The 12,362-nt window shown below is 73.4% G+C and carries 9 protein-coding genes; 4 read left to right on the top strand and 5 right to left on the bottom strand.

The genetic code is table 11. The features are described from left to right. Nucleotides 1-75 precede the first annotated feature (75 nt). Genes tgmC through tgmA form a run of 3 tightly spaced genes read right to left on the bottom strand, consistent with a single transcriptional unit; the run spans nt 76 to nt 2,476 of the window. Nucleotides 76-1,224: an ATP-grasp peptide maturase system methyltransferase gene (gene tgmC / locus ACFY2K_RS38085; RefSeq protein WP_380593327.1), complete on the bottom strand. Its 1,149-nt coding sequence runs from the start codon at nt 1,222-1,224 to the stop codon at nt 76-78. Continuing rightward, nucleotides 1,221-2,168: an ATP-grasp ribosomal peptide maturase gene (tgmB, locus tag ACFY2K_RS38080; protein WP_387717230.1), complete on the bottom strand. Its 948-nt coding sequence runs from the start codon at nt 2,166-2,168 to the stop codon at nt 1,221-1,223. Before tgmB ends, tgmC begins: the two co-directional genes overlap by 4 nt. After that, a complete protein-coding gene (tgmA, locus tag ACFY2K_RS38075; protein WP_387717228.1) occupies nt 2,165-2,476 on the bottom strand; it encodes a putative ATP-grasp-modified RiPP in 312 nt (103 codons plus the stop codon). The genes tgmB and tgmA overlap by 4 nt, the downstream gene beginning before the upstream one ends. Before the next feature lie 222 nt (nt 2,477-2,698). Between tgmA and ACFY2K_RS38070 the strand changes: the two genes are divergently transcribed. Further along, nucleotides 2,699-3,778: an XRE family transcriptional regulator gene (locus ACFY2K_RS38070; RefSeq protein ID WP_380593330.1), complete on the top strand. Its 1,080-nt coding sequence runs from the start codon at nt 2,699-2,701 to the stop codon at nt 3,776-3,778. Continuing rightward, nucleotides 3,778-4,362 (top strand): HD family hydrolase, encoded by a 585-nt coding sequence (locus ACFY2K_RS38065; RefSeq protein WP_387717226.1) that lies wholly within the window; start codon nt 3,778-3,780, stop codon nt 4,360-4,362. Before ACFY2K_RS38070 ends, ACFY2K_RS38065 begins: the two co-directional genes overlap by 1 nt. 45 nt (nt 4,363-4,407) lie before the next feature. On the opposite strand, the gene ACFY2K_RS38060 is transcribed toward ACFY2K_RS38065, so the two are convergent. Together ACFY2K_RS38060 and ACFY2K_RS38055 are read right to left on the bottom strand one after the other, a co-directional pair. After that, nucleotides 4,408-6,768, bottom strand: coding sequence for a non-ribosomal peptide synthetase (locus ACFY2K_RS38060; protein WP_387717224.1), 2,361 nt, complete (start codon nt 6,766-6,768; stop codon nt 4,408-4,410). Then, nucleotides 6,765-8,144, bottom strand: coding sequence for a condensation domain-containing protein (locus tag ACFY2K_RS38055; protein WP_387717222.1), 1,380 nt, complete (start codon nt 8,142-8,144; stop codon nt 6,765-6,767). Before ACFY2K_RS38055 ends, ACFY2K_RS38060 begins: the two co-directional genes overlap by 4 nt. A 340-nt stretch (nt 8,145-8,484) precedes the next feature. Between ACFY2K_RS38055 and ACFY2K_RS38050 the strand changes: the two genes are divergently transcribed. Together ACFY2K_RS38050 and glyA are read left to right on the top strand one after the other, a co-directional pair. After that, on the top strand, nt 8,485-10,914 hold the full coding sequence (locus ACFY2K_RS38050) for an amino acid adenylation domain-containing protein (RefSeq protein WP_387717220.1): 2,430 nt from the start codon (nt 8,485-8,487) through the stop codon (nt 10,912-10,914). Nucleotides 10,915-10,928: 14 nt separating this feature from the next. Further along, nucleotides 10,929-12,317, top strand: coding sequence for a serine hydroxymethyltransferase (gene glyA / locus ACFY2K_RS38045; RefSeq protein WP_380527725.1), 1,389 nt, complete (start codon nt 10,929-10,931; stop codon nt 12,315-12,317). Nucleotides 12,318-12,362: the final 45 nt, after the last annotated feature.

Here is a 12,362-nt window from a genome sequence, read left to right as displayed (position 1 = left end):
ACCGAGAGGAGGGGCCGTCCTGCGCTGGACGGCTCCTCCCCGGTGCCGTGACACGAGTTCCCTCAGCGGCCGGTCTCAGCCCGCGCACCTCGGCCACGTGATGGCCTGGCCCTCCGGCGTGACGAGGATCCCGAAGGCCTCCAGCCCCGGGGACCCGTCGGTCAGCCACCGTGTCAGGTGCTCCTCGATGTCGTCCCAGAGCCGGGCCGGCCCGCCCTGGCGGACGGTCCACCGGTTCCCCTCCCGGGTGAGAGCGGCCCATGCACCGGCCTCGACATCGATGATGACGGGCCGCTCCTGGCCGCCGCCGACGCCGAGCATGACCCTCTGAGCTCGGGGAGCCGCGATCTGGGAGACGAAGCGGGCCGTCCAGTCGCGCAGGACGTCGGGCCCGTGGACGGCGGCGCGCTCGTCCCCGGCGTCCAGGTCGGGCAGCATGCCGAGTCGCGGCGGCAGTTGGGGGCGGGCGAGCATGAACGAGATCTGCCCCCCGAGGAAGCCGCCGTGTGCGGTGCCGTCCTCGCTCACCGTGAGCCGGGCGAGCTCCGAGGAGTACATCCAGCCGCACACGGTGGCCAGGATGATCCCGCCCGGTCGGGTCTGCTCGATCCAGGCGGGCGGGATCGTGAGGACACCGCAGGTGGAGATGACCCGGTCGAACCGATGGCCTCCGGCGACGCCGGCCAGGGCGTCGCCGACGACGAGCTCGGGGAAGAACCCGCAAGCTCCCAACGACACGCCGGCCCGTGCGGACACCTCCGGATCGACCTCGACGGAGACGATCTTCTCCTCGCCCAGCCGGTGGCAGCCCAGCGCGGTCGAGTAGCCGGTGCCGGTGCCCGCTTCGAGAACCCGGTGGCCGTCCTCGACCCGGAGCTCCTCCCACATGCGCACCACCAGGTTCGGCATGGTGCTGGAGGACGTCGGGGTCCGCATGATCTCGCCCCGCAGGTCGCCGGGCACGATCGTCCCGGCGACCTGGGTGACCAGGGACTCGTCCCGGTAGCACTGTTCGAGCCAGCCCGGTGCGTCCGGCATGACGGGACGCCAGGCGGTCGGCGCGGAGCCGGGGACGGCGTCGAACCATCCGCCGCGCAGGAACGCCTCACGGGGCACGGCCTCCACGGCCTCGCGCCACGGCCCGGTCCTCAGGGCTCCGAGCTCGGCCAGGCTGTCGGCGAGCGCCCGGCGCAAGGGGGCGCTGTCGCCGGCGGTCCGGGTCATCCGGTCCTCCTCTCCAACAGGTCGGCCATCGCCGCGAGCATCGGCAGGCCGGTCTCGGGCTCCAGCCAGTACCACTGGCCGGACGGATTGCACTCCAGGAACCACCATCGACCCTGCCGGTCCACCGCGAAGTCGAAAGCACCGAAGACCAGCCCGAAGCGAGCGAGGTAGGTGTGCAGGGCCTCGCTGATACCGGAAGGCAGCGCGACGACGGAGTAGGTGAGCTTGCTGTAGTCGGTCCGCCAGTCCAGCAGGTCACAGTCGATCCGCACGGGAAAGACCTGGTCGCCGATGACGGTGACGCGGACGTCCGCCTGCTTGTCGATGCGCTGCTGGAACAGATGGGCGGTGCCGGCCACCGAGCCGTCGATCTCGTCCGCGGCGACCTCCGCCACCTCGACGGTGCACGAGACACCACCGACGCGGTAGAGCGGCGCGGACAACGGCTTGTGGATCACCGCACCGTGGCGCCTGATGAACTCCCTCGCGGCATCGGGCTCCGAGGTGACCAGCGTCGGTGGGACCCGGAAGCCGGCGGCGGCTGCTGCGGCGAGCCCGGAGGGCTTGAACTCGGCGTCGCCGATCCGGTGCGGGTGGTTGACGTACAGACAGCCGGGCAGGGACGCCAGGACACCGCCAAGGCCGTATCGGGCCTGGGCGACGGCGAAGCGGGCGTCCTGCCCGTCCAGCGGGAACGTGAATCCGGACGGACGCCTGTAGTACAGCGACCGGACCGCCGACAGGTCGGCGGTCCGGGAGGGCGTCGTGATCGAGCCCTCGACGCTGGCGGAGGTGATCGTGGCCGCGACCGACAAGGCATGGGGGAAGTCCCCGGAGTCGAGCCGCACGACCGGGACACCCCGGTCGTGCAGCTCGACGATCACCAAGTCGGCCGTGGGGTCGTCCTTGACGGTGACGACCAACACCGGGCCGACGGCGGTCACTGGTCTCCGTCGTTCCCCGTGTCCTGGTCGCCACCACCGGCCCCGCCACCGCTGGAACCGTCGGACGGGTTGCCGGTGTTGGTGGGCGGGTTGGTGCCGGTGCTGGTGCCGTGGCCGGGCATCTCCATCACGGCCCCGGTGGCGTCGAAGTAGCGGCCGGCCTGGGTGGCCGGGTCGATCTCCACCCGGGCGTACCCGGGCGAGAACGCCGGGTACGGTGCCATCCTGCGCACGCCCCACGGCACGGGGGTGGCGACGCCGACAGGCAGCGGACTTCCGGTGGGAAGCCGGTCGGAGTGAGCGAACATCAGGCTGTACCTCCTCGTAGATGATGCTGATGGCCGTGCTGGTGGCGCCGGGCCTCCCGACCGGCTCCGGAACGATCACCTCGGCGGGCTCCGTCGTCATGGTCACAGTCCCGGTCGGTATCGAAGTGGTGACGTTGTGTCATTTCGACTGTAGGGCGGACCAGACGGAGGTAGGACTGACCGGCAGTACGTATTGGGTGCCGTCCGGAAGGAGTGCACGCTGTGACCGGAACCCTCGCCGGGTTCGTGCTGCGCCTCTGCCGGGAGTCCGCCGGGCACACGCAGAGTGGGATGGCTGAGATTCTGGTCGTGGATCTGGCGACAGTTCAGGGCTGGGAGTCGGGCCGTCGGCCGCTGGCGAACATGAAGGCGGGGGCCCTTCTGGAACTGCGGCGCAAACTGCCCGTACTCGGTGCGGATACCGTGCTGGTGGCGCTGCTGGACCCGGCGATGGACGCGGACCGGATCATCGCCGCTGCGCTCGATCCCCCGCGTGACGCTCTGCTTCACCCGCTCGCCGGGTGGGTGCACGATCGGGCCGTGGCACACATGATCGGCTGGGCGATACAGGGAACACCACCTCCGGTGGTTTCTGCTCGGCCGCTTGCTTCTCGGCGCGGCGCGGCACCGAAGTCCCCGATGCTGACGGCCGTGGATCGGCAGCAGCTTTTCGCTCACCTGCGTCAGGTTGCCGAGGAGTCACATCGGGCCGGGACGGCAGCGCCCCTGTTGCGGCGCCAGGCCCTCTACCTCACCAGCTACGACCGGACGCCGGAGGCCCGGGCCTGGACCGCGCACACCCTCTACCGGGGTCGGGGAGTGCTGGGACTGCGGGGTTGGTCGGAACGGTGGGCGGAGGCCCGGTCCATGGCGACCGCGCTGGCGAGGCAGGGCGACCAGCAACCACTGATCGACTTCATCGAACGAGCGCTCGTCGACGACGACGAGGGCGAGGTCGCGAACCTCAACTACTGGGCGCACTGGCTCGGCGCGGGCAGCGGACAGCAGGCGGACGACCGGTTCATGGCCGATCGCAACCTGTCCGGTCTGGACCCGGTGCGCCTGTTCCGGCTGCTGGTGCGCGGCGTTGACGAGGCCCCGACCTACGCCGAGCTGTATGCGCACACCCTGTGGGCGCTGCTGCGCCTCCATCCGTGGCTGCCTCTGGCGGCTCCGGACACCGCCGGTTTGCTGGCCTCGCAGTCGGAAAGGCTGCTCGATGGCGCCGGCCCGGTCCTATCCTCAAGATCTCGGCGTGAGTTCGCCGCTGTGCACGAGCAATCCGTACGAAGGAGTACCTGATGGCAGAGGACATCACCGCCGAGGCCGCGGCCGGTACGGCGACCTTCGTGGCGGAGATGGGGGTGCTCAAGCGGGTGCGCCGTACTGGCTGGTGGCACGCCGGGGTGCGGGATCCGGAGTCGATCGCTGAGCACTCCTGGCGCACGTCGGTGATCGCGGCGGTGCTGGCGATGATGGAGGGCGCCGACCCGGCGAAGGCATCACTCCTTGCGACGTTCCACGACAGCCAGGAGACCCGGATCGGGGACATTCCGCACATCGGTCGGCGGTACCTCTCGGCGTCCCCCAACGAGACGGTCACCGCGGACCAGGTGGCGACCGCGCACCCGGCGGTGCGGGCAGGTGTGCAGCGGATCGTGGAGGAGTACGAGCAGGGTGACAGCCTGGAGGTGATCTGCGCCCACGACGCGGACAAGCTGGAGTGCCTGGTGCAGGCCGTGGAGTACCAGGAGTCCGGGTACCCCCATGTTCAGCCGTGGATCGACTCCAGCCTGGCCAAGTTGAAGACGGCGTCCGCGCAGGCCTTGGCGGAGGCGGCGTTGACCATGACGACGCTGGAGTGGCGGGAGACCTATCTGCGCTGATTCAGACAGGACGGAGGCCCGCCCCGGCGAGGCGGGCCTCTGTCGTCAGCGCAGGGAGGGGCGCTTGCTGGTGCCGCGGCGTTGGGTGACGATGGCGGCGACTGCGGCTACGGTGTCCGCCGTGATCAGGTCGGCGACCTTCAGTGCGGTGCCGAAGCGGCGGTTCAACCGGCCGACGATCTGGATGGCGGCGAGGGAGTTGCCGCCGAGGTCGATGAACGAATCTGCGGCGCCGGGGAGTTCGGGCAGGCCCAGCACCTCGTGCCAGGTTTCGCCGACGGCGGTGCGGACGGCCGGGTCGGAGTCGGGTACCGGCGCTGCGGCCTCGGCGGCGAGGCGTTCGAGCTCCGGGCGGGCGATCTTGCCGTTCTGGTTGACCGGGAGCTCGGCGAGGGCGAACACCCGGGCCGGGACCATGCTTTCCGGCAGCCGCTCGCGCAGGTGGGCGCGGAGGTCCTCGACGGAGGCCTGGCCCGCTACGGACACGTAGGCGGCCAGCGACTGGGCGATGCCCGCCGAGTCGCGCACCGGCACCACGACGGCGTCCGCCACCGCCGGGTGCTCGCGCAGGCAGGACTGGATCTCGCCGAGCTCGATCCGCACCCCGCCGATCTTCACCTGGTGGTCGACCCGGCCGATCAGCTCCAGTTCGCCGTCCGCGCGCAGCCGGGCCAGGTCGCCGGTGCGGTAGAGCCGGGCGCCGGGGACGGCGGAGAACGGGTCGGGCAGGAAGCGCTCGGCGGTGAAGGCGGGCCGGTCCTGGTAGCCCCAGCCGACGCCGAGCCCGCCGAGGAACAGCTCGCCGAGCTGGTCCACGGCCGCCGGTGCGCCGAAGGCGTCCAGCACGTGGGCGCTCTGGTTGGTCATCGGCCGCCCGTACGGGACGGAGCGCCAGCGCGGGTCGACGGCGGCCACGTCGTAGTAGGTGCTGTCCACGGAGACCTCGGTGGCGCCGCCCAGGCTGATGAACCGGGCCTGCGGGAAGGCCGCGCGGACGGCGTCGGGCTGGGCCAGCGGGATCCAGTCCCCGCCCAGCAGGAAGGCCCGCAGCGCGCCGGTGCGGCCGGTGCCCCAGGTGCGCAGGAACTGGGCCAGCGAGGACGGGACGGAGTGCCAGACGGTGATCCCGGCGTGCTCGACCAGCTCGGCCCAGTGCTCGACGTCGTTCTCCCGGCCGCGCTCCGGCAGGACGAGCGTGGCGCCGGTCATCAGCGCGGCGAACACGTCGTACACCGTCATGTCGAAGCTCGGCGAGGAGACGCCGAGGATCCGGTCGCCGGGGCCCAGCTCGTAGCGGGCGCTGAGGTCCAGGATCATGCTGGTCCGGCCGACGTGGTCGAGCAGGGCGCCCTTGGGCTCGCCGGAGGAGCCGGAGGTGAAGATCACGTAGGCGAGGTCGCGGCCGGTCACCGGCACCGACGGCAGCGAACCGGCCGGGGCGGCCGGCAGCTCCTCGACCGGGCCGAGGACGATCAGCGGCACCCCCGTGCTGCTGTCGGCGCCGTTCGCGGCGCCCAGGGCGTCGGCGACCACCACGTCGACCCGGCCGAGGCGGTGCAGCACCTCGCGGCGGTGGGCGGGCAGCATCGGGTCCAGCGGGACGAAGGCGGCTCCGGTCTTCAAGGCCGCGTACGCCGCCACCACCAGCTCCGCGCTGCGGGTCGCGGCCACCCCGACCCGCCCGCCGACCCCCACGCCGAGGGCGGCGATCCGGGCGGCCAGGGCCTCGGCCTTGGCGTCCAGTTCGCCGTAGGTCAGGCTGAGCCCGCCCTGCACCACGGCGATCCGCTCGGGGGCCTCGGCGGCCCGCCGGGCCACCCGCTGGTGCAGGCAGACCGGTTCGGTCAGCGGCGGCCCGGGCCGGTTGACCTCGGCGACCAGCTCGCGCTCGGCGGGGGTGAGGTGGTCGACCAGGTCGATCCGCTGCCCGTCGGGGGCGGTCAGGAAGGCGGCCAGGTGCGCGGCGACCCGGTCCAGGGCGTGCGCGTCGTCCGGCCGGGCGGTGGCCCGCACGCGCAGCGTCCAGCCGCCGTCAGCGGCCGGGGTGAGGGCGAACACGGCGGGGGAGGAGTCCGGGTGGACGGACAGCTCCAGCGGGCGCCCCTCGGGGAACCCCTCGCAGTGCCGGGCCAGGGCGGCCCGGTAGGCCGCCAGGGTGGGCGCGGATGATCCGGTTCCGGCCAGTTCGGCGGGCTCGATCCGCCAGGCCGTCCACTCCTGCTGCCCCTCGGCGCGGCCCCACACGGTGACCGGCCGCAGGCCGCCGTAGCGCAGCACCAGCGCGCCCAGTCCGGCGGCGAGGTCCGCGGGCGCGGCGGCCGGCAGGCCGGTCAGCGGCCCGGACTCGACGGCCTCGGGCCGGTCACCCCACAGCACCGGGAGGACGGGGTCGGCGTGCTCGGTCATGAGGAGGCTCCCTGGTGGGGTTCGTGACGGGTGTACGGGGCCGCGGCCAGCAGGTCGGAGCCGCGGGCGCCCGGGCGCTCCAGCGCGGCCCGGAGCAGGGCCTGCAGTTGTTCGGCCAGGCCGGCCGCCCAGGCCGGGTCGAAGGCCTCGGTGGAGTACTCGATGCTGAGCAGGAAGTCCGGGCCGTCCTCGATGAAGGTCACCGTGGCGTCGAAGGCGTGCCGCCCGGGGTAGAGGTCGACGTCCTCGCAGCTGACACCGGGCAGCTCCGGGCGGCCGGGGGCGCTGCCGCCGGTGCGCAGCTGGAGGGTGACCTGCGCGAGCGGGTTGCGGCCCGGGCGGCGGGCCGGGGCGAGCCGGCGCACCACGGCGCCGAACGGCACCTCGTGGTCGATGGCGGCCAGGGTCGCGGCGTTCAGCCGGGCGGCGAGCTGCTCGACGGTGGGGTCGTCGGCGAGGTCCGCCCGCAGCACCACCATGTTGACGAAGTAGCCGATCAGCGGTTCGAGTTCCGGCTCGCCGCGGCCGGCGAACAGGGTGGCGAAGGCGGTGTCGGGGCGGCCGGTGCGCTCGGTCAGGGCGAGCGAGAACGCCGCGCCGAGCAGCGGGAACAGCGAGAGCCGGGCGGCCCGGGCCCGTTCGGTCAGCGCCCGGTGCAGCTCAGGGTCGAGCCGGACCACCAGCCGGTCGGCGGCGAAGGACGGGCGCCGGGGGCGGCTGCGCCCCGCCGCCAGGTCGACGGCCGGGAGGTCGCGCAGGGCGGCCTCCCAGTGGCCGAGCAGCTCCTCCAGCTCCGGCCCCTGGAAGCACTCCCGCTGCCACCGGGCGTACCGCCGGTACGGCACCGGCAGTTCGGGCAGCACCGCCTCCGGGTCCTTGCCGGCCAGCAGTGCCGCGTACCCGGCGGACAGTTCGTCGGTGAGCACCCGCAAGGACCAGCCGTCGGTGGCGATGTGATGCATCACCAGGCTGAGCACATGCTCCTCGGGGCCGAGCCGGAACAGCCGGAGCCGGAACGGCCGACCCGCCGCCAGGTCGAAGGGCTCACGCGCCTCCCGGTGCAGGGCGTCCGCCAGCTCGACCCCGTCGGCGACCTCGCACAGCGGCAACTCGGCCTCGCCGGGCGGCAGCACCAGCTGGTACGGGTCGCCCTCGTCCGCGCGGAAGGCGGTGCGCAGCACCTCCTGCCGGCGCACCACCAGGGTCAGCGCCCCCCGCAGCAGTTCGGGCCGCAGCGGGCCGCGCAGCCGGAAGGCCAGCGGGACGTGGTAGGCGGCGGTGCCGGGCACCAGTTGCTCGAACATCCACAGCGCCTCCTGGCCGGAGGACAGTTCGTACCGCTCGGCCGGGTCGGCCGCGCCGACGGAACCGGGCATCGTGCTCCCATCGAAGTGTCGGAACGTCGGGGGCGAGATCGGAAGGTGGCGAGATCGGAAGGCGGCGAGGTCGGAAGGCGGCGAGGTCGGAAGGGGGCGGGGGTGGCGCGGAGCCGCCCGCAATGCCTCGGCCGCGCCGGGAGGGAGTGCGCCGGCGGGCGGGCGATCATCGGTCCAGTCTGTCAGCCGTACGCACTCTGCGGAAGATCCTCCCCGGGGGTGGGCCGGAAAGTCCCCGGAAAAGTCCAACGGGAAAGGCAGTTGGTTGTCATACCTCGGCCGGTGCGGTATCCCTTGATCTCGAACCTGTCCGGTGCATGCTCACTTCCGGGAGTCGCGAATGACCGGCACACACGTGGCCGGCGGCCTCGTCACGACGGCGGCCGTGGGCCTGGTGCGGTTGCCGTGCGACCGGTGGCTCGCCAATCATCCGACCGAACGCGGCAGTTCGCGTACGCATCCGGTTCCGGAACCGGTCCTGGAGCGATTCCTGGGCCTGGCGGAGGAACCCGGCAGCGGCGCGGACGCGGTGCTCGCGGCCGTGCTCGCGGTCCTGCTGCACCACTACGCGGGCCAGCAGGACGTCGAGTTGACGTTGGACGGGCCCGGGTCGGTGCGGATCTCGGTCGACGAGGACGCCGACCTGCGCGGGATCCGGCGGCAGGTGGAGCGTCAAGTCGCCGGAGTGAGCGGCCCGGTGGACGGGGCCGAGGCCCCGCTGACCGTCAGGCTGGGCCAGGCCGGCCCCGGTGCCCTGCTGGAGGCCGCGTACGACCCGGCGCTGCTCGACGAGGCCACCGCCGCCCGGGTGCTGGAGCACACGGCCCGGCTGCTGGCCGCGCTGGTCGCCGACCCCGACGGAGCGGCCCGCCGGGCCCGGTTCGGCTCGCCGCAGGAGCGCGAGCGGATCCTCACCGAGTGGAACGGCGACGGCACCCGGACGCCGTACCCGGACTCGACCGTGGTGGCGGCCTTCGAGGAGCAGGCGCGGGCGACCCCGGCCGCGCCCGCGGTGGAGTTCGAGGACGAGGTGCTCAGCTACGCCGAACTCGACCGGCGCGCCGCCCTGGTGAGCCGCCGGCTGACCGCAGGCGCGGGCTCCGGCTTCGTCGGGATCCACCTGGAGCGCTCGGTCGAGCTGGTGGTGGCGATCCTCGGGGTGCTCAAGGCCGGGCTCGCCTACGTGCCGCTCGATCCCGAACTCCCCGCCGACCGGGTGCGGTACATGGTCGAGGACTCCGGCGCCGCCGCCGTGCTCTGCCGCCCCGAGGACGTCGAGGCGCTCGCCGGGCCCGGTGTCACCGCCCTGACCGTCCAGGAGGCCGTCCGGGAGGGCGCGCAGGCGCCGGAGGCCGGACGCCCGGAGATCACCGGCGACACCCCCGTCTACCTGATCTACACCTCGGGCTCCACCGGCCGCCCCAAGGGCGTGCTGAACCGCCACGCGGGCGTGTTCAACACCGTCCACTGGCGGCGCCGGCGCTTCCCGCTCGGCCCGGACGACCGGGTGCTGCAGAAGACCCCGTTCGGATTCGACGTCTCGGCCTGGGAGTTCCTCTGGCCGCTGGTCTCCGGCGCCTGCCTGGTGGTCGCCCGCCCGGGCGGGCACCGGGACACCCGCTACCTCAAGCGGACCGTCCGGGACCGGGGCGTCACCGTGATCCACTTCGTGCCCTCCATGCTGGACGCCTTCCTGGAGGAGGACGACCTGGCCGGGCACTGCGCCGGCCTGCGGCTGGTCTTCGCCAGCGGCGAGGCGCTCACCCCGACCACCGTCCGGGCCTTCTTCCGGCAGCTGGACTGCGAACTGCACAACCTCTACGGGCCCACCGAGGCCTCCATCGAGGTCTCGCACTGGCAGGCCGCGCCGGACTTCGCCGGGCGGGACGTGCCGATCGGCCGCCCGATCGCCAACACCGGCCTGTACGTCGTGGACGAGCGGCTCGAACCGGTGCCGGTCGGCGTGGCGGGCGAGCTGTGCATCGGCGGCGTCCAGGTCGCGCTCGGCTACCACCGGCAGCCGGAACTGACCCGGGAGCGGTTCGTCGCCGACCCCTTCGCCCCGGGCGGGCGGCTGTACCGCACCGGCGACCTCGCCCGGTACCGCACCGACGGGCAGATCGAGTACCTCGGGCGGCTGGACGACCAGGTCAAGATCAGCGGCTTCCGGATCGAACTCGGCGAGATCGAGACCGTGTTGCGCGCCCAGCCGGGTGTAGGGCAGGCCGCGGTGCTCCCGGTCGGGGAGGACGATGCCCGGCGGCTGGCCGCCTTCGTGGTGCCCGCCGGGCCGGGCGCCTTCGACCCGGAGAAGTGCCGCTCCGCGCTGTCCGAGGTGCTGCCCGCCTACATGGTGCCCAAGCAGTTCACCGAGCTGGCGGCACTGCCCACCTCGACGAACGGCAAGCTCGACCGCCGTGCGCTGGCCGGCCCGGCCCAGGCCGCCCCCGCTGCCGCCGTTCCCGCCCCCGCCCCCGCCGCCGTCCCCGCTCTCACCCCCGCCCCCGCCGACGGCGCCGGGGACGCGAAGGGCGCCGAGGACACCGGGTCCGACCTGGAGAGCACCCTGCGCGCGCTGTTCGCCCAGTCGCTGGGCATCGCCGAGGTCGGCCCGCACGAGGACTACTTCGAGCTGGGCGGCCACTCGCTGGCCGCCGTCAAGCTGGCGACCCGGATCCGGGCCGCCCTCGGGGTGGACCTCGACGTCTGGACCCTGTTCGACTTTCCCACCGTGGCCGAGTTGGCACGCGAACTCGCCCGGCCGCTCTGACGAAGGACGGTCCCATGTCAGTTTCACCCGCCCCCGGCCGCGCCCCGGAGGACGCGGACGAGACCGAGGACACCGTGCGCGACCTGCTGGTCGCCGGTGCCGAGAAGCTCGCCGCCGACGACCCGGAGCTCCACCGGGTGCTGGCCCGTGAGCAGGCCCGGCAGAACGCCACCCTGTCGCTGGTGGCCTCCTCCAGCGTGGTCGACCCCTCGGTGCTGGCCGCCCAGGCCTCGACCGCGGTCAACGTGACCGCGGAGGGCTACCCGGGCCGCCGCTACCACGCCGGCTGCGGCGTCATCGACGACATCGAGAGCCTGGCGATCGAGCGCGCCAAGAGCGTCTTCGGCGCCCGCTACGCCAACGTCCAGGCGCACTCGGCGACCACCGCCAACTACGCGGTGCTGTCCGCCCTGTTGAACCCCGGGGACACCCTGCTGGGGATGAACCTGGCCGAGGGCGGCCACCTCACCCACGGCAGCCCCGCCGCGTACGCCGGACAGTACTTCGACGCCGTCGGGTACGGGCTGGACGCGGACGGGCTGATCGACTACGGCCAGGTGGCCGAGCTTGCCCGGGAGCACCGGCCCCGGGTGATCATCTGCGGGGCCACCGCCTACAGCCGGATCGTCGACTTCGCCCGCTTCCGGGCCATCGCCGACGAGGTCGGCGCCTACCTGATGGCCGACATCTCGCACGTCGCCGGACTGGTCGCGACCGGCCTGCACCCGAGCCCGGTCGACCACGCCCACATCACCACCGCCTGCACCCACAAGCAGCTGTTCGGCCCGCGCGGCGGCCTGATCCTGGTCGGCCGGGACCACGACGCCCCGGCGCCCAAGGGCAACGGCGACCTCGGCACCTTCCTGAACCGCGCGATCTTCCCGTACTACCAGGGCGCGCCCGCGCTCAACAGCATCGCGGCCAAGGCCCGCGCCCTCGCGATCGTGGCGACCCCGGCCTTCGCGGCCACCACCGAGCGGATCGTCTCCTTCTCCCGCGGCATGGCGGCCGAACTCGGCCGGCGCGGCTACCCGATCGTCTCCGGCGGGACGGACAACCACACCGTCCTGGTCGACCTGCGGACCCGCGGCCTCAGCGGCCTGGTGGCCGAGGAGGCGCTGGAGGAGTGCGGGATGGTGGTCAACAAGAACCGGGTGCCCGGCGACACCACCCCGCCGCTGGTCGGCGGCGGCGTGCGGCTGGGCTCCAACAGCGCCGCGCACCGCGGGATGTCCGGGGCGGAGGCGGGGCGCTGCGCCGAGCTGATCGACACCGTGCTGTCCGCCGTCACGCCGCTCGGGCCGCGCAGCTACGAACTGCCCGACGACGTCCGCTACTCGGTCGCCTCCCAGGTCGCCGAACTGGCGGCCAAGTTCCCCCTGCCCGGCTACGCCACCGCCTAGGCCCCGCCTAGGCCCCGCCCAGGCTCTGCCCAGGCCCGGCCCAGG

Origin of the sequence: Kitasatospora sp. NPDC001309 (genome assembly GCF_042896295.1) — a bacterium.
GTDB lineage: Bacteria > Actinomycetota > Actinomycetes > Streptomycetales > Streptomycetaceae > Kitasatospora.
The sequence above is the reverse complement of the archived record's forward strand: the minus strand, read 5'-3'. Positions and strand labels throughout refer to the sequence as shown.

What these genes read in the sequence shown, in the direction of transcription:
- tgmC (WP_380593327.1), bottom strand. Translation starts at nt 1,224, where the DNA reads ATGACCCGGACCGCCGGCGACAGCGCCCCCTTGCGCCGGGCGCTCGCC.
- tgmA (WP_387717228.1), bottom strand. Translation starts at nt 2,476, where the DNA reads ATGTTCGCTCACTCCGACCGGCTTCCCACCGGAAGTCCGCTGCCTGTC.
- ACFY2K_RS38065 (WP_387717226.1), top strand. Translation starts at nt 3,778, where the DNA reads ATGGCAGAGGACATCACCGCCGAGGCCGCGGCCGGTACGGCGACCTTC.
- ACFY2K_RS38060 (WP_387717224.1), bottom strand. Translation starts at nt 6,768, where the DNA reads ATGACCGAGCACGCCGACCCCGTCCTCCCGGTGCTGTGGGGTGACCGG.
- ACFY2K_RS38055 (WP_387717222.1), bottom strand. Translation starts at nt 8,144, where the DNA reads ATGCCCGGTTCCGTCGGCGCGGCCGACCCGGCCGAGCGGTACGAACTG.
- ACFY2K_RS38050 (WP_387717220.1), top strand. Translation starts at nt 8,485, where the DNA reads ATGACCGGCACACACGTGGCCGGCGGCCTCGTCACGACGGCGGCCGTG.
- glyA (WP_380527725.1), top strand. Translation starts at nt 10,929, where the DNA reads ATGTCAGTTTCACCCGCCCCCGGCCGCGCCCCGGAGGACGCGGACGAG.